Below are 21571 nucleotides of genomic sequence, written 5' to 3' on the forward strand. Positions count from 1 at the left end.
GGCCAAGACGAACCGAAGGGCAAGAGCATGAGTTTTGCGATTTCCAAACGGATATTGGTCGTGGCGGCCGCATCGCTTGCGGTGATATCGGCGACGCCGCGTGCGCATGCACAGAGCCGCGCCGAGACGCTGCGTTACGTCACGGGCGCCACCGTGAACACGCTCGATCCGAACATTCCGGGCTCGACCCGCGAAGCCTTCGCGCTGTCGATGAGCAGCTATGACCGGCTGGTGTCGTTCGGCCGCAAGCAGCTCAACGGCAAATGGGTGTTCGATCTCGACACCATCACTGGCGAGCTCGCGGAATCCTATCAGCTCAGCCCGGACGGGCTGAAGATCACCTTCAAGCTCCGGCCCGATGCCAAATTCCAGGACGGTTCGCCCGTGACCGCCGATGACGTGAAATGGTCGCTCGACCGCTGCGTCAGCGCGCCGATCCTCGGCAAGGCCCAGCTGCTCACGGGCTCGCTGACATCACCCGATCAGTTCAAGGTGATCGATCCCCTGACCTTCGAAGTGACGTTGCCGAAGCCTGACAAGCTGGCGCTGCCGAATCTCGCGACCGTCTATCCCATCATCATCAATTCCAAGCTCGCGAAAGCGCATGCGACGGCCGACGATCCGTGGGCGCTGAACTGGACCAAGGAGAACGCCGCCGGCAGCGGCGCCTATATCGTCGAAACCTTCAAGCCGGGCGAGCAGGTGATCGCCAAGCGCAACGAGGCCTGGAATCGCGGCACGGCGGACAAGCCGGCCGCGTTCAAGCGCCTGATCATCCAGTCGGTGCCGGAGCCCGCGACGCGCGCCAACCTGGTCGAGCGCGGCGATGCCGATCTCGTCATCGACCTGCAGGCAAGCGACGTGCAGGCGCTGGAAGGCAAGGGCAAGCTGAAGGTGATCTCGACGCCACAATACAATGCGGTCAGCTTCGTCTCGATGAACAACAAGATCCCGCCGTTCGACAATGTCAATGTGCGCCGTGCCATCGCCTATGCGCTGCCCTATGACGACATGTTCAAGGCGGCGCTGTTCGGCCGCGGCGCCCCGCTGTTCGGCGCCAGCTGGGCCGATGGCAAGCCGCCGAGCGGCGCCTATCCGATCCCGCAGCCGGTCAAGCTCGATCTCGATAAGGCCAAGGCGTATCTGAAGGACGCCGGCATGCCGGACGGCTTCGCCACCACCTTCAGCTTCAATGTCGGCCAGGCCGCGACCGCCGAGCCGATGGCGGCCTTGGTCAAGGAATCATTGGCTAAGATCGGCATCAAGATCGACATCCAGAAGCTGCCGGACGCGCAGATGTCGACGGCGATCAACGAGAAGAAGCTGCCGTTCTTCACGGAAGGCATCGTCGCCTGGCTGCCGTCGACCGACTATTTCTATCGCAATTTCTACACCGGCAATCAGCGCTGGAACTATTCGTCCACGGACAATGCGGAGCTGGAGAAGATCGCGCAAGCGGCGCGCTTCGAAGCCGACAAGGAAAAATATGAGGAGGAGGGCAGGGAGCTCAACGCCATCCATTTCGACCAGATGTTCCAGATCCCGATCTGGCAGGCGGCGCAGGACGCGGTGATGCAGCCGAGCGTCGACGGCTATGTCTACCAGTTCACCCGGCAGGTGGATTATCGTAACCTGAGCCGCAAATAGGGGATTGGGACCGCAGGGACGATGGGGACGATCGGCGCAACTCTGATCCGCGCGGGGCGACGGTTCATCTCGTCGCTGCCGGCGCTGTTCGGCGTTCTCGTGTTCACCTTCCTGCTGATGCGGGTGCTGCCGGGCGATCCCGCCGTGTTCTTCGCCTCCGGCCCCAATGCCGGCAAGGAGGAGATCGAGACCATCCGCAAGCAGATGGGGCTCGACAAGCCGCTCCCGGCCCAGCTCGGCATCTATCTCTACGACGTCGGTCGCGGCAATCTCGGCCGCTCGATGATGACGGGGCAGCCGGTCGCCAAGGATCTGCGCGAACGGCTGCCGGCCTCGCTCGAGCTGACGCTCACGGCGCTGCTCATCGCGCTGGTCTCGGCGGTGCCGCTGGGTGTGACCGCTGCCCTGCGCCCGGGCTCGCTGATCGATCACGGCGTGCGGCTGTTCTGCTCGCTCGGGGTCTGCGTGCCGACCTTCGTCTCCGGCCTGCTGTTGATTTATGTGTTCTATTATCTGCTTGGTCTCGCGCCGGATCCAACCGGCCGCGTCGATATCTTTACGACGTTGCCGCCGTCGCGTACCGGCTTCCTGATCATCGATTTTCTGCTCGCCGGCGATTTCGACGGGTGGTGGGCCGCGGCGCGGCAGCTGATGTTGCCGGCCTTCACGATGGCGCTGTTCGTGATCGCGCCGCTGGCGCGCATCACCCGCGCCTCGATGCTGGTGTCGCTGGGCAGCGATTTCATCCGCACCGCGCGCTCGGTCGGATTGTCCTGGTGGCGCATCGTCGTCACCTATGCGCTGCGCAACGCCATCCTACCTGTCATCACCATCGCCGGCATCGTGTTCTCCACCATGCTGGGAGCCAATGTGCTGGTGGAGAAGGTGTTCTCCTGGCCGGGCGTCGCGTCCTACGCACTCGACGCGCTGCTCGTCTCGGATTATGCGCCGGTGCAGGGTTTCGTGCTGCTGATGGCGACGATCTTCGTCGTCGTGAATCTCTTCGTCGATTTGCTCTACGGCATCGCCGATCCCAGGGCGACGGTGGCATGAGTGCAACCGACGCCTCCTCGACCTTGCGCCATACGGCATTCGTGCTGCGCGGCAATCCGGTGACTGCTGTTGCAGCTTGCGGCGCATTGTTGTTGGCGCTGGTGGCCATCCTCGCGCCGTGGCTCGCGCTCTATGATCCGATCGCCTCCGATGTGCCGCAGGCTTTGCAGCCGCCGAGCACGGCGCATTGGGCCGGCACCGACCAGCTCGGCCGCGACGTGTTCAGCCGCCTGATCGTCGCCACGCGTCTCGATCTCACCATCGCGGTGACGGCTGTCGCGGTTTCCTTCGCGATCGGCTCCGTGATCGGCGCGCTCTGCGGCTATGGCGGCGGTCGGCTCGACAAGGCGGTCGGCCGCTTCGTCGACGTGCTGATGGCGTTTCCGCTGTTCGTTCTGGCGATGGCGATGGTGGCTGCGCTGGGCAACCGGGTCGAGAACATCGTGATCGCGACCGCCATCATCAACCTGCCGTTCTACATCCGCTTCGCCCGCGCCGAGGTCAACATCCGCCGGAATCTCGGCTGGGTCGAAGCCGCGCGCGCCTGTGGCGAAAGCCATGTCGCGGTGGTCTTGCGCTTCCTGCTGCCGAATGTGCTGCCGGCCATGGCGGTGCAGATGTCGCTCAATCTCGGCTGGGCCATCCTCAACGCCGCAGGCCTCTCCTTCATCGGCCTCGGCGTCAAGCCGCCGACGCCGGAATGGGGCATCATGGTCGCCGAGGGTGCGCGCTTCATCTCGACGGGGCGGTGGTGGCTGGTCGCATTCCCCGGCTTCGCGCTGATGAGCGCGGTGCTGTGCTTCAATTTGCTCGGCGACGGCCTGCGCGACATCCTCGATCCCCGGATGCGCACATGACCTTGTCGTACACCACGCAGAGGCGGGCGCATCCGGGGATGCGGATATGAGCCGTCACCTCATGCCGAGCGGGGCGCATCCGAGGATGCGCACATGACCGCGCCGCTGCTCCAGGTCGAAGATCTCAAGGTGACGTTCTCGACCCGCCGCGGCCTGGTCGAGGCGGTGCGCGGCGTCACGCTGTCGCTGCAGCCAGGTGAGATGCTCGGGCTCGTCGGCGAAAGCGGCTCGGGCAAATCGGTCACGGGCTTCGCGATTACGCATCTGCTCGACAAGGCCGGCCGCATCGCCGGCGGCCGCATCCGCTTCAGGGGACAGGACATCACCGGCGCCGGCAGCGCCGATCTGCGTCAGCTCCACGGCGCGGCGATGGCGATGATCTTCCAGAATCCGCGCGCTGCGTTGAATCCGATCCGCGCCGTCGGCGAGCAGATCGCGGACGCCGTCCTCGCGCATCGCCGCATCGCCCGGCACGAGGCGCGCGAGGAGGCGCTGAAGCTCCTGCATGCCGTGCAGATCCGCGATCCTGAACGGCGCATCAAGGCCTATCCGCACGAGCTGTCGGGCGGCATGTGCCAGCGCGTGATGATAGCCATCGCGATCTCCTGCAATCCGCAGCTTTTGATCGCGGACGAGCCGACCACCGGCCTCGACGTCACCACGCAGAAAGTGGTGATGGACCTGCTCGCCGGTATCGCAGCGGCCCGCGGCATGGCGACGATCCTGATCACGCACGACCTTGGTCTCGCGGCGCGCTACTGCCGCCGCGTCGTTGTGATGGAGCAGGGGCGTCTGGTCGAGGAGGCCGAGCCGCTGACCTTGTTTCACCGGCCGCAGCATCCCTATACGAAGCGGCTGGTCGCGGCGTCGCCGACCGCGACGTCGCGGGTCGAGGATCTGGTGCCAGATGGCGAGCGGGTGCCGCTGGTCCAGGTCAAGGAGTTGCCGCCTTTGCCGCATGGCACGCCGCTGCTGCTGGACGTGAAGCGTATCAGCAAGCGCTTCGACGATGGCACCACCGGCGTCGCCGATTTCTCGATGACGATGGGTCCCGGTGAGAGCATCGGCCTGGTCGGGGAATCCGGCTCGGGCAAGAGCACGACCTCGCGGATGATCTGCCGGCTGATCGATCCGAGCGCGGGCGAGATCCTGTTCGATGGGCAGGCGATCGGCCAGATCCCGGCGCGCGACTTCCACCGTTCTGAATTCCGCAGGGACATCCAGATCGTCTTCCAGGATCCGAACGAGAGCCTCAATCCGCGCTACACCGCGTTCGACTGTATCGCGCATCCGTTGCTGCGGCTGCTGGGCCTACGATCGGACGATCGCCTGCGGCGTCAGGTCGAGGACTGCGCCGATCGGGTCGGGCTGCCCCGGGAGCTGTTGTCGCGCTTTCCGCATCAGCTGTCCGGCGGGCAGAAGGCCCGCGTCGGCATCGCGCGGGCGATCGCCTGCAAGCCGCGGCTCCTGGTGCTGGACGAGCCGACCGCGGCGCTCGACGTCTCGGTTCAGGCGGTAGTGTTGCAGCTCCTGAACCGGCTGCGCCGCGAGGACAATCTCGGCTTCCTGTTCGTCAGCCACGATCTCAACGTCGTCCGCATGATGTGCGACCGCACGATTGTGCTGCGCGCAGGCCAGATCGTCGAGCAGGGCGAGAGCCGGGCGCTGTTTGCCAATCCCCAGACCGACTATACGCGCGAGCTGGTCGACGCCGTGCCGCATATTGAGCGGGCCGATCTCGCACCGGCCTAGCTGTCGGTCATTGCGAGGCGCACTTGCGCCGAAGCAATCCAGAACCGTCGCGCGACTCTGGATTGACTCGGTTCACTCGCGGTGACGCTGTGGGCTTGCTTTCACTGTTATCGCCCGGCTTGACCGGGCGATCCAGTATTCCAGAGACAGCGGTGATCAGCCGAGGGGCCGCGGCGTACTGGATCCCCGCCTTCGCGGACGATGACAGTTGTGCATAGGTTCACCCTAATCCGCCTCGTAGCCGTAGACCTCGGGCAGGATGAAGATCGCGGCCAGCAGCCCGATCAGCGGGAAGATCGCCACGAACAGCGTCGCGTTGGCCTGGCCGATCGCGGTGAACAGCACCGGGAACAGGAAGATCGCCAGGAAGGACGGCAGCTTCACGAACATGTAGGCGAAGCCGCTGGCGGTGCCGCGATAGCGCGGGCGCGCCACCATGGTCGGGATCGTCATGCAGTTCGAGGCATCCCAATAATGGCCCCACAGCATGCCGGCGGCCGCGAACGGCAGGATGTATTTGTGGTCGGTGTAGAGCGCGGCGGCCGCGATCAAGAGCGAGACCAGCACGATGCCGAAGCCGGCGATGCCGATGCCGCGATGGCCGATCCGCGGCGTCAGCAGCGGTCCGATCCAGCCGGAGATCGCGGCAAAGCTGAACAGGGCCATGGTGACGAGATTGTTGCCGAGCACGCTGGACACGCCGACCATCGCGAACAGCACCGGCAGATAGAAGGCGAAGGTGGAGAACTCGCTGCCCTGTGCGAAGCAGGCGATCCAACCATAGATGGTCGCGCGCCAGCGGATCGGGTCCTTGCGCAAATCGGCGAGGAAGTCCCAGGGGCTCGGCTTTTCGACGACTACGTCGTGGTTCGGCAGCATCGCAAGATTGTCGTTGTACATCTGCTGCGCGACCACCTTGGCCTCCTTGAAGCGGCCATGCTGCACCAGCCACACCGCGGTCTCCGGCACGTCATGGCGCAGGAACAGGATGATCAGCGCCGGCACGGCGCCGAGCCCGAGCGTGACGCGCCACAGCATCTCGTGGTTGAGCTCCATCACCAGGAAGACTGCGATCACGCCGAGGGTGATGACCTCACCGACCGCGAACATGAACTGCCAGCGATTGCCCATCACCTCGCGCTGGCCCTTGGCCATCGACTCCATGATGTAGGTGTAACCGGTGGAGATGTCGCTGCCGAGCGGAACGCCGAGCAGGAAGCGGATGATGATCAGCCAGGTCATGTTGGGCACGAAGGCCTGCGCCAGCGCCAGCACCACGAACATGGTCATGGTGCCTAAGAACATCCAGCGGCGGCCAATCTTGTCGGAGAGCCAGCCGCCGAGCAGGGCGCCGATCAGCGCGCCTCCTTGCGTGCCAGCGGCGGCGAGGCCCAGTTCCAGCGGGCCGGGGTTGTATTGTTCCTTGATGAAGATCAGCACGAAGGCGATCGAATAGAGATCCCAGGCCTCGACCAGGATCGATGCCATCATCAGCCAGCCGACCCGGTTGCCCTTGGGGCTGTAGTTCTGAATGAGATAGCGGACGGCGCTATCGATCGCCGCCCTCTCCGGGGCGGCTTCCGTTGCGGCTGCGACACTCATAATTGGTCCTTCCTTGTTGTTATTGGCATTGATCCTACGCGACCGGCAACGGCTCGATGCTGCAATCGAGCAGGCCGGGATCGATCCCGGCCTCCATCTCCTCGAACATCTGATCCATGAAATCGATCAGCGTATCGCTGGCCTTCACCGCGCTCGTGGCGCGCTGGTTTGCCACGGCGCTGAGGATCGCCAGGTGGCGATCGACCGTCCCGGTCAGGTCGTGCTCCGGCAGCAGGCGATGATAGATGTAGCCGATGCGGCGATAGATCGTGTGCAGCGGGCGCATAGTGTGCACCAGGAACGGCTCGCCGCTGGCGGCAAGGATCAGCGCATCGATACGGCGGTCGAGCTGATTGAACTCGTCGATCGACACCGTGTTCCGGCGCTCGCTCAGCACGCGCTCGATGTGCTGCATCTGGTTGCGGTGCGAAAGGCTGGCCCGCTCGGCCGCCAGCCGGACGACGAAGCGCTCCATGTCGCGGCGCAAGGCCAGCAGCAGGCGCTCGCGGGCGAGATCGATCGGGGCGACCTGCAAGCCATGGCGCGGCCGGATGATGATCAGCGTATCGGCGGCGAGGCTGTTCACGGCAGCATGCACCGGCGTCCGCCCGAAGCCGGTCAGCGACTGCAGCTCCTGCACGGTCAGAAACCGGCCGGGCTTGAGCGCGCAATTGACCAGTAGCTCTTCGATCTTGAGATAGGCCGCCTCGAACAAATTGCCCGCGCCACGCGACGGTGGGGCGTCGTCGGCATCCGACTTTGCAAGAGCGCTTTTGCGGCGCGCCATCTGGTGTCCTCGAGCTTCCTCCGGCCGGCGTTTCGACACCGGGCCTTCGTGATCAGCATTAAACATATTGTGATATATTACAAGGGGGCGTATGGCTGGACGGCGCGCGTAACAGATACAAGACAGAGCGGTCAGTGGGAGGACGGCAGACGTGAAGATCACCGCGATCGAGACCTTGCGGACCGAGGAGTTCGCCAACGTCATCTGGGTCCGCCTCCACACCGACGCCAGCGTGATCGGGCTGGGCGAGACCTTCTATGGTGCCGGCGCGGTCGAGGCGCAGATCCACGACACCTTCGCCGGCCGACTGCTCGGGCGCGATCCCCTGAGGATCGAGGCCATCCACCGCGACATGCTCAATTTGCCGATGGCGCAGTCCTCGACCGGCGTCGAATATCGCGCCGCATCCGCGATCGACATCGCGCTGTGGGACCTGTTCGGCAAGGTCTGCGGCCAGCCGGTGCACCAGATGCTCGGCGGACTCTGCCGCGACAAACAGCGCATCTACAACACCTGCGCGGGCACCCGTTATGTCCGCTCGACCAATATCAGCCCGGTTTCGAATTGGAGCCTGGAGACGCAAAGCTCTTACGAAGATCTCGACGCCTTCATGAACCGCGCCGACGCGCTCGCCGAGAGCCTGCTCGAGAGCGGCATCTCCGCGATGAAGATCTGGCCGTTCGATCCGCCGGCGCAGGAGAACCAGGGTCTTTACATCACGGCGGCACAGATGAAGAAGGCGGTCGAGCCGTTCGAGAAGATCAGGAAGGCCGTCGGCGACCGCATGGAGATCATGGTCGAATTCCATTCGTTATGGAATCTACCGACCGCCAAGCAGATCGCCCGCGTGCTGGAGGACTATCAGCCGACCTGGTACGAGGACCCGATCCGGATGAACTCGCCGCAGGCGCTCGCCGAATACGCCCGCTCAACGGACGTCTGGGTCACCGCGAGCGAGACGCTTGGCTCCCGTTATCCTTACAAGGACATGCTCGATCGCGATGCCGCCCATGTGGTGATGGCCGATCTGTGCTGGACCGGTGGTCTCACCGAAGGGCGCAAGATCGCGGCGATGGCCGAGACCTATCACCGCCCCTTTGCGCCCCATGACTGCATCGGTCCGGTCGGCTTCATTGCCGCGGTGCACATGTCGTTCAGCCAGCCCAATACATTGATCCAGGAATCGGTGCGCGCCTTCTACAAGGGCTGGTACAACGAGCTTGTCACGACCATGCCCGTGATCAAGGACGGCTATGTTTTCCCGATGGAAGGACCGGGCCTCGGCGTCGACCTGCTACCGGCCGTGTTCGACCGCTCCGACCTGACCGTCCGCCGCAGCGAGGTATGAGGCGTCAAATCAGCGCGCCGTCCCGCACGATCTGCTCGATCGTCGTGCGGGCACCATGTCGCAAGAGACGATCGAGTGCTGTCTCCACTGGGATCGTAAAGCGCCGATCGGCGGGCAGGTCGCTGCCGAAGATCGATGTCACGGATAACAGCGCGGGCGCAAGACGGCCCGCGACCGGGCCGACATCATTGGCGAGCGCGCGCAGCCGAGCGGCGAGGGGGTCGTGCAGTTCGATCGGCTGTCCCTGCTCGTCGGTGCCGCTGACGTAGCGCATCCAGCCGGCCACCGCGAGTGCCAGGCGTGCGATCGGCAGCCCGAGCGCCAGCCGGTCGCGGATCGTGCCGAGCACGCGCTGCGGCAGCTTCTGGGATCCGTCCATCGCGATTTGCGAGGTGCGGTGCTTCAGCGCCGGATTGCGGAACCGTGCCATGAGCGCGGCGCGGTAGGCGGCGACATCGAAGCCGCCGAGCGCGGGCAATGTCGGCGTCACGTCCTCGCGCATCATGTCCGCCACGAACTGGGCGAGGGCAGGCTCGGCCATCGCTTCGGCGACAGTCTGGCAGCCCATCAGGTAGCCGAGATAGGCGAGCGTCGAATGCGCGCCGTTCAGAAGCCTGAGCTTCATCAGCTCGAACGGCGCAACGTCACGTACGAACTGGGCGCCGCTGCCGTCCCAGTCGGGCCGGTCGCCGCCGAAATTGTCCTCGATGACCCATTGGCTGAAGGGCTCCGTGACGATCGGCCAGGCGTCCTCCAGGCCGAAGGCGGCGCGGACCTCGTCGCGATCGGCATCGGTCGTGGCCGGCACGATGCGGTCGACCATCGTCGAAGGAAAACGGACCTCGTCCGCAATCCACTTGGCGAGGTCGCGGTCGAGCAACTCTGCAAAGGCGACAACGAGGCCGCGCAGCGTGTGGCCATTTGCAGGGAGATTGTCGCAGGCGAGCACCGCGAAGGGCGGCAGTCCCTGCTGTCGCCGCAGGCGCAATCCGCCGACGATGACGCCGAGCGTGCTGCACGGATGCGTGAGGTCGAGGCTATCGTGACGGATATCGGGATCATCGGTGCGCAGCACGCCGGTTGCCGGATCGTGGCTGTACCCCTTTTCGGTGACGGTCGTGGATACAACGCGTACCGAGGGCTCGGCGAGGCGCCTCAGCAATCCGGCCGGATCCTCGGGAGCGACGACCAAACCGGTCAGTGCGCCGATGACGCGCCGCTGCAGGGTTGCACCGTCGCTCGCGGAAACGCTGTAGAGCCCGCCCTGTGGCTGCAGTGCATCGCGGGTGTCCGGCGAGCGCAGCGAGACACCGAGGATGCCCCAGCGAGGATCGTCCTTGAGCAGCGCGTCGGTGTAGACGGCCTGGTGCCCGCGATGGAACGCGCCGAGTCCGAGGTGGACGATGCCGGTCGCGACCATCGTGCGATCGTAGTCCGGCCGCCGGATTGCGGCGGGCACGCGGTGGAGCGTGGCGGGGCTGAAGCGGTCCATGGCCGTTGGTCAGAAGATGAGCTGCACTTTGCAGCATTCGGTCTGGTTGTTCTCGAAGGTGTCGAAGGCGGTGGCGTAGCTGTCGAGCTGATAGCGATGGGTGATCAGCCGCTCGGGCTGCAGCGTGCCGCTCGCGAACCAGTCGATCACCTTGGCGAACTTGCCGCTGTTGAGCCGGGAGGCGTGGATGGCGAGCTCCTTGGCCGTGACCGTCTGCTGCACGATCGTCGACGGCTCGGCCGAGAAGCCCAGCAGCCCAATGCGCGCCGCCGGCGAGGCGATCTCGATCGCCTCGCCGAGGATCGCCGGGTGGCAGGCGGCGTCGATGATCAGCGTCGGCTGCAATGATGCGGCGGCCAGCGCTGCGGGCAGTGCGGTCTGCGCAGTATTGATGATGCGGTCGGCGCCGTTGTGCCGCGCCGCTTCGAGCCGGGCGTCGATGCGATCGGTGACGATCAGCTCCCTCACGCCGTAGACCCGCTTGAGCGTCTGGATCACGGTCAGCCCGATTGGGCCCGCGCCATAGACCAGCGCGACATCGGATGCGAAGACGCGCGTGTGGTCGGTGATGTTGGCGGCGATTGAGAACGGCTCGACCAGCGGCGCCTTGTCGTCGTCGACGCTGTCGGGCAGCAGATGCGCATTGGCTGATGGCACGCAGGCGTATTCGGAGAAGCCGCCGTCGCGGTGAACGCCGAGCACCTGCAGGTGCGCGCAGACATTCGGACGGCCGACCGAGCACGGATAGCAGGCGCCGCAGGCGACCACGGGATCGATCACGACGCGGGCGCCGAGCCGGGCCGCGACGCCGTCCCCAAGCTTCTCGATGCGGCCGCAGAATTCATGGCCGATCACGCGCGGATAGCGCGCGAACGGGTTGCTGCCGTGCAGGATGTGAATGTCGGAGCCGCAGATGCCGGCCCGCTCGACGCGGATGCGCACCTCTCCCGCTGCGGGCTCCGGAACCGGGCGCGTTTCGATCGAGAGGCGGCCAGGCCGCTCCACCACCAGGCTCTTCACCCGTTCCTCCGTCCCTGAAGCTCGTCTCGCGGCGAGCCCAGCTCGTATAGCAAGGCGAAAACTTGGATACAAGTTTATGCTTGCAGCAAGATTTGATATCCATTAAATTTGTCGAAAGACAAAATGACATACAGGCCCCGCAGTGGGCCGGCAGGGAGGTTGCCAGTGTCTTTGCCCATTTCCATCTCTCGCCGCAGCTTCATCGGCTCCGCGCTCGTCGGCGCGTCGGCTGTCGCGTTCGGGCGCGCGCAGGCCCAGTCCGCGAAATACCGCCTGCGTTACGGCACGGCTTTTCCGGCCTCCCATCCCGGGGTCGTCCGCATCGTCGAAGCCGCCGATGCCATCAAGAAGCAGACCAATGGTCTGGTCGACTTGCAGGTCTATCCGAACAGCCAGCTTGGCAGCGAGCCTGACATGTTTTCGCAGACGCGCACTGGCGCGCTCGACTTCATGTCGACCTCGGGCGTGAACCAGACCGTGATTCCGATCGGCGGCATCAATGCCGTGGCCTTCGCCTTCGAGAGCTACGACCAGATCTGGTCGGCAATGGATGGCGATCTCGGCAACCATGTGCGCGGCGAATTCGCCAAGGTCGGCCTGCACGTGCTGCCGAAGTGCCTCGACAACGGCTATCGTAATATCACCGCCAGCACTAAGCCGGTCACCTCGCCCGGTGATCTCAAGGGATTCAAGATCCGCGTCCCTGGCAACCCGCTATGGGTGACCCTGTTCAAGACGCTTGGCGCGGCACCTACGCCGATCAATTTCGGCGAACTTTATGCGGCCCTGCAGACCCATATCGTGGACGGCCAGGAAAATCCGCTGGCGCTGATCCAGAGCGCGAAGCTCTACGAGGTGCAGAAATACATCTCGCTGACCGGTCATATCTGGGACGGCCACTACATTTTCGCCAACGCCACGCGGTGGAATGCCCTGCCGGCCGATGTCAGGGATGCAATCACCGTGGCGCTGTCCGAGGCGGCGGTCAGGGAACGGCAGGACGTCCAGAACTTCAACGAGAAGGCCATGGCAGAGATGCAGGGCACCGGCGTGGTCTTCAACAAGGTCGACACCAAGCCCTTCCGTGATGCGCTACGCACGGCCGGCTTCTATGCGGAATGGAAAACCAAGTTCGGCGCAGACGCCTGGAGCCTGCTGGAGAAATCGGTCGGCCAGCTCTGAGACGTGTGGGCGCCATTTGCTGGGGGGCGTTGCCAGCCGGGTCGCAAGGGATCTTACGGGGAGGATCGAATGGCCGCTGAGATCACGGCGACGACCTCGGTGCCGTCGCATGGTGCATTCGCCCGTTTCGACCATCTGCTCGGGCGCACGGTCGAAGCGCTCGCCGCTGCGCTCGTCGTGGCCGAACTGGTTCTGCTCGGCGCCGCGACGATGGCGCGCTACGTCTTCAACGCTCCGCTGATCTGGTCCGACGAACTGGCCACCGTTCTGTTCGTCTGGCTTGCGATGCTCGGGGCGGTGGTGGCGCTGCGCCGCTCGGAGCACATGCGATTGACCGCCTTCGTGCGCAGGCTCTCGCCGGCCTGGCGGGCGCGCACGGATGCACTTGGGTTGATGCTCGTCTGCACGGTCCTGGTCGCGCTGGTGATGCCGTCCTGGCAGCACCTCGAAAGCCATCTGATCAGCATGATGCCGGTTCTCGAAATCAGCGAGGGCTGTCGCGAAGCCGCGATGCTGGTAGGGGTGCTGCTGATGCTGTTGACCGCGGTCGACCGGCTGGTGCAGCAGGCGAGCCTGCTGCAGATCATCGGCGCGCTGGCGATCGTGCTGGCAGGTGCTGGCGCTCTCTATGCCGCGGCCCCCGTGCTCGAGGATCTCGGCAACACCAATCTCCTGATCTTTTTCTTCGGCCTGGTCGCGGCCGCGATGGTGATCGGTACGCCGATCGCCTTCACCTTTCTGCTCGCGACCGTCGCTTATCTGCATTTCAGTACGACGGTGCCGGTGCTGATCGTGCCGGGCCGGGTCAGCGAGGGCATGTCGCACATGGTGCTTCTTGCCGTGCCGATGTTTGTGCTGCTCGGCGCGCTCATCGAACTCGCGGGCCTGGCGCGGGCGATGATCGCCTTTCTTGTCTCCCTGATCGGGCATCTGCGTGGCGGGCTCCAATATGTCCTGCTCGGCGCGATGTACCTGGTGTCGGGCATCTCCGGCGCCAAGGCCGCTGACATGGCGGCGGTCGCGCCGGCGCTGTTTCCGGAGATGAAGCAGCGCGGCAGCTCGGAGGGCGACCTGGTATCGCTGCTCTCGGCTTCCGCCGTGATGTCAGAGACCATCCCGCCGTCGATCGTGCTGATCACGGTCGGATCGGTCACGGGCGTCTCGATCGCAGCGCTGTTCACCGGTGGCCTGCTGCCGGCGGTGGTGGGCCTGGCCGCGCTTGCGGCGGTCGTCTTCATGCAGACGCGCAAGGAAGACAAGACCGGCGCGCAGCGCTTCGACGGCCGGACACGGCTGCGCTTGTTCGCCGTTGCCGTGCCTGGCCTGGGGTTGCCGATCGTCATCCGTTCAGCGGTCGTTGAGGGCGTTGCCACTGCGACCGAGGTCGCCGCCATCGGCGTCATCTACACGGTGCTGGTCGGTATCTTCTTCTATCGCCAGTTCGATTGGCGGCGCGTCTATCCCATCCTTGTCGAGACCGCATCGCTCTCGGGCGCGATCCTGCTCGTCGTGGGAGCCGCGACAGGCATGGCCTGGGCGCTGACCCAGTCGGGCTTCTCCCAGCAGCTCGTGGACATGATGGTCGCGGTGCCGGGCGGCCGTTGGGGCTTCCTGCTGATCTCGGCGCTTGCATTCGTCGTGCTAGGCAGCGTGCTCGAGGGCGTGCCGGCCGTGGTGCTGTTCGGGCCGCTGTTGTTTCCGATCGCGCGCATGATGGGCGTGCACGAGGTGCACTATGCCATTATCGCGGTGTTCGCGATGGGGCTCGGCCTGTTCACGCCGCCATTCGGCGTCGGCTTCTATCTCGCCTGCGCGATCGGCCGCGCCTCGCCGGACGACGTCATTCGTCATGTCTGGCCGCATCTTGCGGCGCTCGCGATCGCGCTGCTCCTGATCGTGTTTCTGCCCTGGATCTCGATCGGCTTCCTGTGAATCGGATAGACTGGTGCGATGGATAGCGATCTGCCACGGCTGACGAAGATGGAGGGCAAGCCCGGAGGACGGCTGGCCGACCAGGTCTATGAGCGGCTGCTTGAGGACATCGTCTCTGGCGCGCTGCCGCCGGGAACGCCAATGGCCGAGCTCGATCTGTGCGAGCGGCTCGGCGTCAGTCGTACGCCGGTGCGGGAGGCGTTGATCAAGCTAGCCGATGTTGATCTCGTGCGGATCTATCCGCAGAGCGGCAGCGTCGTCGCGCTGATCTCGCGCGAAGCTTTCGCCGAGGCCCAGTTCATCCGCGAACACCTGGAATGTGCGCTCGTCGCTGAGGCGGTGCGCTACATCGATGCAACCTCGCTGCGCGAGCTGAACGAGCTGATCGAGCGCCAGCAGGGCGCTGCGACGCCGGCGGAGTTCTACGCCCATGACGAGGCGTTTCACCAGACCATCGCGCGCACCAGCCGCCACCCGCATGTCTGGCAGGTGATCCGCCAGACCAAGATCCATTTCGATCGCGTCCGCCATCTCACCTTGCAGGAGGACGCCGGCCACATTCCGCTCCTGATTGCGCAGCATCAGGAGATCCTGGATGGGCTCGCCGCCTGCAACGAGGCGCAGGCGGTGGCAGCGATGCGCCGCCATCTGCGCGAGGTGTTCCGCCGTGCCGACGGGATCTTTGCGCGCCAGGAGGAGATCGCCCAGGCCGAGACCAGAACGCGCGTGCGACGACGACGTTGACCACGCGAAGCGTGTGGTCGCCGCCAGGCGATGATGCTCAGGCATGAGATTGGTGTCCGCGACCCCCGAGGGACTTGTGGGGCGGGACCGTTTTCAGGAAGGTGGACGACATGGAACAGACGTGGCGATGGTTCGGACCCGAGGATCCCATCAGCCTGCCGCAGGTCCGTCAGACCGGCGCGACCGGCATCGTGACGGCGCTGCATCATATTCCCTATGGCGTGGTGTGGAGCACGGACGAAATCGTCAAGCGCATCGGGATGATCGAGGGGGATTCATCGCTGCGGCTGCGCTGGAGCGTCGTCGAAAGTCTGCCGGTCGCGGAAGCGATCAAGCTCGGTGAAGGCGACCTCGCGCCGCTGTTCGACACTTACCGGCAGTCGCTGCGCAATCTCGCTGCCTGCGGCGTCACAACGGTCTGCTACAATTTCATGCCGGTGCTGGACTGGACCCGCACCGAGCTTGCCTTCCGCCTCCCGGGCGGCGCGACCGCGTTGCGTTTCGATGTCGACCGGCTCGCTGCGTTCGACTGCTACATCCTGGAGCGGCCGGGCGCCGAGGCGGAGTTCTCCTCCGACGTGCTCGACCGCGCCAAGGCCTGGGTGGCGCAGGCCTCCGAATCCGACGAGGACCGGCTGCTCGCGACCATCATGGCCGGGTTGCCCGGGGCATATGATCGCTACGATGTGCCGGGGCTGCGCGGCATGCTGGAGAAATATCAAGGCATCGGCCATGCCGAGCTGCGCGCCAACTACGCGCGCTTCCTGCGCGAGGTGGTGCCGGCGGCGGAGGAGTGCGGCGTCAGCCTGTGCGTCCATCCCGACGATCCGCCGCGCGATCTGTTCGGCCTGCCGCGCGTCGTATCGAGTGCCGACGATCTGCAATTCATCGTGGACGCTTGTCCGTCAAAGGCCAATGGCATCACGTTCTGCACCGGCGCGCTCGGCGCCGGCGGCCACAATAACGTGCCGGCAATGGCGGAGCGCTTCGCTCCACATATCCGCTTCGTGCATCTGCGCAACGTCACCAAGATGCTGGACGGCTCGTTCATGGAGGCGGAACATCTGCGCGGCGACGTCGACATGGTCTCTGTCGTGACGACGCTGTTGCAGGAGCAGGCCCGTCGCAAAGCGGCAGGCGATCCGGATTGGCGAATTCCGTTCCGTCCCGACCACGGCCATGAGCTTGCCGACGATATCGGCCGCGGCACGCATCCGGGCTATCCGCTGGTCGGCCGGCTGAAGGGGCTGGCTGAGATCCGCGGCGTCATGACCGCGGTGGCCGCCATTAACCACCTGCCGGTCTGACCGGACCTGGGTCCCCTGGACAACGCGGGTGTCAGTGTGCGACCGGTGGCGCTTGTTGCGGATTCCTTTGACGTGAGTTGAACCGATGTCGACCTCGCTTTTCGATCTCTCCGGCAAGACGGCGCTGGTGACCGGCTCGTCTCGCGGTCTCGGACGCGCCATCGCGGACGGGTTCGCCAAGGCTGGCGCGCGGCTTGTCATCAACGGCACCGATCAGGAGCGTACGCAAGCCGCGGCTGCCGAGTTTCGCACCGCCGGCCATCAGGCGGAGGCATCCGCCTTCGATGTCACCGATGAAGCCGCCGTGATGGTGGCGTTCGAAAGGCTCGACGCCGCCGGGATCGCCATCGACATTCTCGTCAACAATGCCGGCATCCAGCATCGCAAGCCGCTGGTGGAGTTCACCTCGGCCGAATGGGGCAAGGTGATCGCGACCAATTTGACCAGCGCCTTCATCATCGGCCGCGAAGCGGCGAAGCGCATGATCCCGCGCGGCCGCGGCAAGATCATCAACATCGGTTCGCTCGCCAGCGAGCTGGCGCGGCCGACCGTCGGGCCCTATACCGCGGCCAAGGGCGGCATCCGCAATCTCACCCGCGCCATGGCGGTGGAGTGGGCGCAGCACGGGATCCAGGCCAATGCGATCGGTCCCGGCTACATGCTGACCGACATGAACCAGGCCTTGGTGCAGAATCCCGATTTCAACAACTGGCTGATGTCGCGCATTCCCTCCAAGCGCTGGGGTAAGCCTGACGAGCTGGTCGGCGCCGCGATTTTCCTGGCGTCCGATGCGTCGACTTACGTCAACGGCCAGACCGTCTATGTCGATGGCGGCATGCTCGCCGCGATGTGAGACGACTGAGCAGAAGGAATAAGCCATGCGCGCCGTCGTCATCCATGCGCCCAAGGATCTGCGGATCGACAGCTTTCCAGACGCTGTGCCCGGTCCGGGCGAGGTGCGCGTCAGGATTGCCAATGGCGGCATCTGCGGCTCGGATCTGCACTACTATCATCACGGCGGCTTCGGCACGGTGCGAATCCAGCAGCCGATGGCGTTGGGCCACGAGATCGCCGGCGTTGTTGCCGCGGTCGGCACCGGCGTGACCGGTTTTGCCGAAGGCACGCGCGTCGCCGTCAATCCGAGCCTGCCCTGCGGTCACTGCGCCTATTGCCGCGAGGGGCTGCGCAACCAGTGCCTCGACATGCGCTTCATGGGCAGCGCGATGCGCAATCCCCACGTACAGGGCGGCTTCCGCGAGTTCGTCACGGTCGATGCCTCCCAGGTGTTTCCGATCGCCCCGACATTGTCGCTGGCGGAAGCCGCGATGGCCGAGCCTTTGTCGGTGTGCCTCCACGCCGCGCATCAGGCCGGGCCGCTGCTCGGCAAGCGTGTGCTGGTGACCGGCTGCGGCCCGATCGGAGCGCTATCCGTCCTGGTTGCGCGTTACGGTGGCGCGGCGGAGATCGTCGCAACCGATATTGCCGATGCGCCGCTTGCCGTCGCCAAGAGCCTTGGCGCAACCCATGCGCTCAATGTCGCGCGCGATCAGGCCGCGCTCGAGCCCTGGCGCGCGGGCAAGGGGACATTCGACGTCCTGTTCGAGGCCTCCGGCAATCAGGCCGCGCTGCGCGGTGCGCTGGAGGTGATGCGGCCGGGCGGGGTGATCGTGCAACTCGGGCTCGGCGGCGAGATGACGCTGCCGCTCAACACGCTGGTCACGAAGGAGCTGCAATTGCGCGGCACTTTCCGCTTCGATCGTGAATTCGAGCTGGCCGTGCGGCTGATGGGCGAGGGGCTGATCGACGTCAAGCCGCTGATCTCGGCCTCGCTGCCGTTCGAGAGCGCCGTCGAAGCTTTCGAGCTCGCCAGCGACCGGAGCCGGGCGATGAAGGTCCAGCTGACATTTTGATTGACGGGTGTACGATGAAGGTTGCCTGTGTCGGCGAGTGCATGGTCGAGTTCGCGCAGGAGGGCGGCGACCTGTTCCGGCGCGGCTTCGGCGGCGACACCTTGAACACCGCGCTGTATCTGGCGCGGCTCGGGATCGACACCTCCTATGTCACCGCGCTCGGCGACGATCCCTTGAGCGCGGCGATGCTGGCGGCGTGGCAGGCCGAGGGCATCGGAACGTCGGAGGTGCTTTGTATCTCCGGCCGCGTTCCCGGCCTCTATATGATCGAGCGCGATGCCAAGGGCGAGCGCAGCTTCCTCTACTGGCGCGACCGCGCGCCGGCGCGCGAGCTGTTCGACCGTGCCGACGATGCGATGCTCGATCGGCTCGCCGGGTTCGACTGGCTCTATTTCTCCGGCATCAGCCTGTCCCTGTATGGCGAGACCGGGAGGGCAAAGCTGCGGGAGTTACTGACGGCCATGCGCAGGCGCGGCGGGCGCGTTGCCTTTGACGGCAATTATCGGCCGCGTGGTTGGAGCAACCGGGAGACGGCGCAACGGGCCTTCCGTTCGGTGCTGCCGCTGATCGATCTTGCTCTGCCCACCTGGGACGACGAGCAGATGCTGTTCGGCGACGCCGACGCCTCAGTCAGCCTGAGGCGCTTCAAGGACGCCGGCGTCAAGGAGATCGTCGTCAAGCGTGGCGCCCAAGGCTGCCTGGTCGATTCCGATGGCGTGCTGGTCGACATCGCGCCGCTGGAGGTGTTGCTGCCGGTCGATACCACGGCGGCCGGCGACTCCTTCAATGCAGGTTACATCGCCGCGCGCATCAAGGGCGCTGCGCCACGCGAGGCGGCGCGCGCGGGCCATCGTTTGGCGGCGGCGGTGATCATGGCGCCGGGCGCGGTGATCCCGCGTGCGGCGATGCCGACGCAAATTTTGGGAACAGAACAATGATGAGCATGCAGGACAGGCGCGCCAGGCTCGACGCGATCTTTGCGCTGGCGCCCGTGATCCCGGTCATCACGATCGAAGACGCGGCGCAGGCGGTGCCGCTGGCGCGCGCGCTGGTCAAAGGCGGCCTGCGCGTGATCGAGATCACCTTGCGCACGCAGGCCGGACTCGATGCGGCGCGCGCCATTGTCGGTGAGGTGCCCGACGCTGTCGTCGGCATCGGCACGGTGTTGACGCCGGAGGATTATGAGCGCGCGGCCAAGCTCGGGGCCGCCTTTGCGATCAGCCCGGGCCTTTCGATCGAGCTGTTGGATGCAGCGAAGGCAGGCGAGCTGCCGTTTGCGCCCGGCGTGCAAACGCCGTCGGACCTGATCGCCTGCGTCGTCAGAGGCTATGAGCTGGTGAAGTTCTTCCCGGCCGTGCCGGCCGGCGGCCTGCCTGCGCTCGATGCGCTGACAGGTCCATTCCCGACCGTCCGCTTTTGTCCGACCGGCGGCATCAATGCCGGCAACGCGGCGCAATGGCTCGCCCATAAGAAGGTAGTGGCGATCGGCGGTTCTTGGGTGGCGCCGTCAGCCGACATCAAGGCCGGTGCATGGGCCGCGATCGAGCAGCGCGCACGCGATGCCGCGGCACTCCGCTAGCTTTCACAATTTCGAACGCTATAGTGCGGATCTAACAACCTTCAGTGGTCGTTCCGCGTGCCCGCCGGCACGCAGCGCAGGTGTCTCCACAAAAAGTATTATAGTCAAATAATATGACTAGTCACGGAGAGGGTTCCGTGGAATAAGGGCGCGCTGGCTGATTGAGCCAGTCCAGAAGGTGCGAAGACACCTGCGACGCGGGGTACGCACCCGAATAGATAATCTTGGGAGAACGCGCCACATGACTTTTAAAGCTCTTCTCGCGGCCTCTGCGACCGCGGCTCTGATGCTCGCCCATTCCGCGAGCGCTGCCCAGCTCACCATCGGCTTTTCCCAGATCGGGTCCGAATCCGGCTGGCGCGCGGCTGAGACCTCGGTGTCGAAGCAGGAAGCCGCCAAGCGCAGCGTCAATTTCAAGATCGCCGACGCGCAGCAGAAGCAGGAGAACCAAATCAAGGCGATCCGTTCCTTCATTGCGCAGGGCGTGGACGCAATCTTCCTCGCGCCCGTGGTCGCAAGCGGCTGGGACGCCGTGCTGAAGGAAGCCAAGGAAGCCAAGATTCCGGTCGTGCTGCTCGACCGCGACATCGATCCCTCCGGCAAGGACCTGTATCTGACCGCCGTCACCTCTGACAGCGTGCATGAGGGCGAAGTGGCAGGCGACTGGCTGGCCAAGACGGTCGGCGACAAGGCCTGCAACATCGTCGAGCTGCAGGGCACGGTCGGCGCCAGCGTTGCCACCAACCGCAAGAAGGGGTTCGACACCGCCGTCGCCAAGCATCCGAACCTGAAGGTGGTGCGCAGCCAGACCGGCGACTTCACCCGCGCCAAGGGCAAGGAAGTGATGGAGAGCTTCATCAAGGCGGAGAACGGCGGCAAGTCGATCTGCGCGGTCTACGCCCACAATGACGACATGATGGTCGGCGCGATCCAGGCGATGAAGGAAGCGGGCCTCAAGCCCGGCAAGGATATCCTCACCGTCTCAATCGATGCTGTGCCCGATATCTTCAAGGCGATCGCGGCGGGCGAAGCCAATGCCACCGTCGAGCTGACTCCGAACATGGCCGGTCCGGCGCTCGATGCCGTGATCGCTTACAAGGAGAAGGGCACGACGCCGCCGAAGTGGATCCAGACCGAATCGAAGCTCTACACCGCAGCTGACGATCCGCAGAAGGTCTACGACAGCAAGAAGGGCCTGGGCTACTGAGCTCCAGCTACAGTGATGGAAGTGTTCCCATCGTCCTGGTGCACGCCAGGATCCCATAACCACCGGCGTTGGTAAGGCGCGTACTATCGGCCATGTGCCTGACTGAGATGATCCGTGGTATGGGTCCCAGCTTTCGCCGGGACAACGTCGAT

At 65.2% G+C, this 21571-nt stretch carries 18 protein-coding genes; 14 read left to right on the top strand and 4 right to left on the bottom strand.

Going from position 1 to position 21571, the window contains the following annotated elements; all coding sequences use genetic code 11:
* Window positions 1-27: 27 nt before the first annotated feature.
* From ACQR1W_RS16575 to ACQR1W_RS16590, 4 genes are all read left to right on the top strand, one after another.
* Window positions 28-1647 (top strand): ABC transporter substrate-binding protein, encoded by a 1620-nt coding sequence (locus ACQR1W_RS16575; RefSeq protein WP_434851755.1) that lies wholly within the window; start codon window positions 28-30, stop codon window positions 1645-1647.
* A gap of 21 nt (window positions 1648-1668) precedes the next feature.
* Window positions 1669-2700, top strand: a complete 1032-nt coding sequence (locus ACQR1W_RS16580) for an ABC transporter permease (RefSeq protein WP_434851756.1) — start codon at window positions 1669-1671, stop codon at window positions 2698-2700.
* Window positions 2697-3557, top strand: a complete 861-nt coding sequence (locus ACQR1W_RS16585) for an ABC transporter permease (protein ID WP_434851757.1) — start codon at window positions 2697-2699, stop codon at window positions 3555-3557. The genes ACQR1W_RS16580 and ACQR1W_RS16585 overlap by 4 nt, the downstream gene beginning before the upstream one ends.
* Window positions 3558-3650: 93 nt before the next feature.
* Entirely contained in the window at window positions 3651-5309 is a 1659-nt protein-coding gene (locus ACQR1W_RS16590; protein ID WP_434851758.1) for an ATP-binding cassette domain-containing protein, read from the top strand.
* Window positions 5310-5534: 225 nt separating this feature from the next.
* On the opposite strand, the gene ACQR1W_RS16595 is transcribed toward ACQR1W_RS16590, so the two are convergent.
* Together ACQR1W_RS16595 and ACQR1W_RS16600 are read right to left on the bottom strand one after the other, a co-directional pair.
* Window positions 5535-6911 carry an MFS transporter gene (locus ACQR1W_RS16595; protein WP_434851759.1) on the bottom strand — a complete coding sequence of 459 codons (1377 nt, stop codon included), beginning with the start codon at window positions 6909-6911 and terminating at the stop codon, window positions 5535-5537.
* Window positions 6912-6945: 34 nt separating this feature from the next.
* Window positions 6946-7698: a GntR family transcriptional regulator gene (locus ACQR1W_RS16600; RefSeq protein ID WP_434851760.1), complete on the bottom strand. Its 753-nt coding sequence runs from the start codon at window positions 7696-7698 to the stop codon at window positions 6946-6948.
* Between the two features lie 151 nt (window positions 7699-7849).
* Here ACQR1W_RS16600 and ACQR1W_RS16605 point away from each other — a divergent pair, with 151 nt between their 5' ends.
* Window positions 7850-9046 (top strand): mandelate racemase/muconate lactonizing enzyme family protein, encoded by a 1197-nt coding sequence (locus ACQR1W_RS16605; protein ID WP_434851761.1) that lies wholly within the window; start codon window positions 7850-7852, stop codon window positions 9044-9046.
* 4 nt (window positions 9047-9050) lie between these two features.
* On the opposite strand, the gene ACQR1W_RS16610 is transcribed toward ACQR1W_RS16605, so the two are convergent.
* Both ACQR1W_RS16610 and ACQR1W_RS16615 read right to left on the bottom strand, forming a co-directional pair.
* Complete coding sequence (locus ACQR1W_RS16610; protein WP_434851762.1) at window positions 9051-10538, bottom strand: mannitol dehydrogenase family protein; 1488 nt, start codon at window positions 10536-10538, stop codon at window positions 9051-9053.
* 9 nt (window positions 10539-10547) lie between these two features.
* Window positions 10548-11558 carry a Zn-dependent oxidoreductase gene (locus tag ACQR1W_RS16615; RefSeq protein WP_434851763.1) on the bottom strand — a complete coding sequence of 337 codons (1011 nt, stop codon included), beginning with the start codon at window positions 11556-11558 and terminating at the stop codon, window positions 10548-10550.
* Between the two features lie 165 nt (window positions 11559-11723).
* Between ACQR1W_RS16615 and ACQR1W_RS16620 the strand changes: the two genes are divergently transcribed.
* The 9 genes from ACQR1W_RS16620 to ytfQ all read left to right on the top strand — a co-directional run bounded on the left by ACQR1W_RS16620 (window position 11724) and on the right by ytfQ (window position 21419).
* Window positions 11724-12740 (top strand): TRAP transporter substrate-binding protein, encoded by a 1017-nt coding sequence (locus ACQR1W_RS16620; RefSeq protein ID WP_434851764.1) that lies wholly within the window; start codon window positions 11724-11726, stop codon window positions 12738-12740.
* 69 nt (window positions 12741-12809) lie between these two features.
* Window positions 12810-14672, top strand: coding sequence for a TRAP transporter large permease (locus ACQR1W_RS16625; protein ID WP_434851765.1), 1863 nt, complete (start codon window positions 12810-12812; stop codon window positions 14670-14672).
* 18 nt (window positions 14673-14690) lie between these two features.
* Window positions 14691-15416 carry a GntR family transcriptional regulator gene (locus ACQR1W_RS16630; RefSeq protein WP_434851766.1) on the top strand — a complete coding sequence of 242 codons (726 nt, stop codon included), beginning with the start codon at window positions 14691-14693 and terminating at the stop codon, window positions 15414-15416.
* Window positions 15417-15526: 110 nt separating this feature from the next.
* The gene (gene uxuA, locus ACQR1W_RS16635; RefSeq protein ID WP_434851767.1) at window positions 15527-16723 is read left to right on the top strand and encodes a mannonate dehydratase; all 1197 of its coding nucleotides are present in this window, start codon (window positions 15527-15529) and stop codon (window positions 16721-16723) included.
* 85 nt (window positions 16724-16808) lie between these two features.
* A complete protein-coding gene (locus tag ACQR1W_RS16640) occupies window positions 16809-17576 on the top strand; it encodes a glucose 1-dehydrogenase (protein WP_434851768.1) in 768 nt (255 codons plus the stop codon).
* A gap of 25 nt (window positions 17577-17601) precedes the next feature.
* The gene (locus tag ACQR1W_RS16645; protein ID WP_434851769.1) at window positions 17602-18633 is read left to right on the top strand and encodes an L-idonate 5-dehydrogenase; all 1032 of its coding nucleotides are present in this window, start codon (window positions 17602-17604) and stop codon (window positions 18631-18633) included.
* Window positions 18634-18647: 14 nt separating this feature from the next.
* Window positions 18648-19571: a sugar kinase gene (locus ACQR1W_RS16650; protein ID WP_434851770.1), complete on the top strand. Its 924-nt coding sequence runs from the start codon at window positions 18648-18650 to the stop codon at window positions 19569-19571.
* Entirely contained in the window at window positions 19568-20212 is a 645-nt protein-coding gene (gene eda, locus ACQR1W_RS16655; protein ID WP_434851771.1) for a bifunctional 4-hydroxy-2-oxoglutarate aldolase/2-dehydro-3-deoxy-phosphogluconate aldolase, read from the top strand. Before ACQR1W_RS16650 ends, eda begins: the two co-directional genes overlap by 4 nt.
* A gap of 241 nt (window positions 20213-20453) precedes the next feature.
* On the top strand, window positions 20454-21419 hold the full coding sequence (ytfQ, locus tag ACQR1W_RS16660; protein WP_008972505.1) for a galactofuranose ABC transporter, galactofuranose-binding protein YtfQ: 966 nt from the start codon (window positions 20454-20456) through the stop codon (window positions 21417-21419).
* Window positions 21420-21571: the final 152 nt, after the last annotated feature.

This window comes from Bradyrhizobium sp. HKCCYLS1011, from assembly GCF_051167795.1.
GTDB lineage: Bacteria > Pseudomonadota > Alphaproteobacteria > Rhizobiales > Xanthobacteraceae > Bradyrhizobium.

Bases quoted from the DNA above. Each gene is read 5' to 3' on its own strand.
- uxuA (WP_434851767.1), top strand. From the start codon at position 15,527: ATGGAACAGACGTGGCGATGGTTCGGACCCGAGGATCCCATCAGCCTG.
- ACQR1W_RS16575 (WP_434851755.1), top strand. From the start codon at position 28: ATGAGTTTTGCGATTTCCAAACGGATATTGGTCGTGGCGGCCGCATCG.
- ACQR1W_RS16630 (WP_434851766.1), top strand. From the start codon at position 14,691: ATGGATAGCGATCTGCCACGGCTGACGAAGATGGAGGGCAAGCCCGGA.
- ytfQ (WP_008972505.1), top strand. From the start codon at position 20,454: ATGACTTTTAAAGCTCTTCTCGCGGCCTCTGCGACCGCGGCTCTGATG.
- ACQR1W_RS16585 (WP_434851757.1), top strand. From the start codon at position 2,697: ATGAGTGCAACCGACGCCTCCTCGACCTTGCGCCATACGGCATTCGTG.
- ACQR1W_RS16595 (WP_434851759.1), bottom strand. From the start codon at position 6,911: ATGAGTGTCGCAGCCGCAACGGAAGCCGCCCCGGAGAGGGCGGCGATC.
- ACQR1W_RS16610 (WP_434851762.1), bottom strand. From the start codon at position 10,538: ATGGACCGCTTCAGCCCCGCCACGCTCCACCGCGTGCCCGCCGCAATC.
- ACQR1W_RS16645 (WP_434851769.1), top strand. From the start codon at position 17,602: ATGCGCGCCGTCGTCATCCATGCGCCCAAGGATCTGCGGATCGACAGC.
- ACQR1W_RS16640 (WP_434851768.1), top strand. From the start codon at position 16,809: ATGTCGACCTCGCTTTTCGATCTCTCCGGCAAGACGGCGCTGGTGACC.
- ACQR1W_RS16600 (WP_434851760.1), bottom strand. From the start codon at position 7,698: ATGGCGCGCCGCAAAAGCGCTCTTGCAAAGTCGGATGCCGACGACGCC.
- eda (WP_434851771.1), top strand. From the start codon at position 19,568: ATGATGAGCATGCAGGACAGGCGCGCCAGGCTCGACGCGATCTTTGCG.
- ACQR1W_RS16580 (WP_434851756.1), top strand. From the start codon at position 1,669: ATGGGGACGATCGGCGCAACTCTGATCCGCGCGGGGCGACGGTTCATC.
- ACQR1W_RS16650 (WP_434851770.1), top strand. From the start codon at position 18,648: ATGAAGGTTGCCTGTGTCGGCGAGTGCATGGTCGAGTTCGCGCAGGAG.
- ACQR1W_RS16590 (WP_434851758.1), top strand. From the start codon at position 3,651: ATGACCGCGCCGCTGCTCCAGGTCGAAGATCTCAAGGTGACGTTCTCG.
- ACQR1W_RS16625 (WP_434851765.1), top strand. From the start codon at position 12,810: ATGGCCGCTGAGATCACGGCGACGACCTCGGTGCCGTCGCATGGTGCA.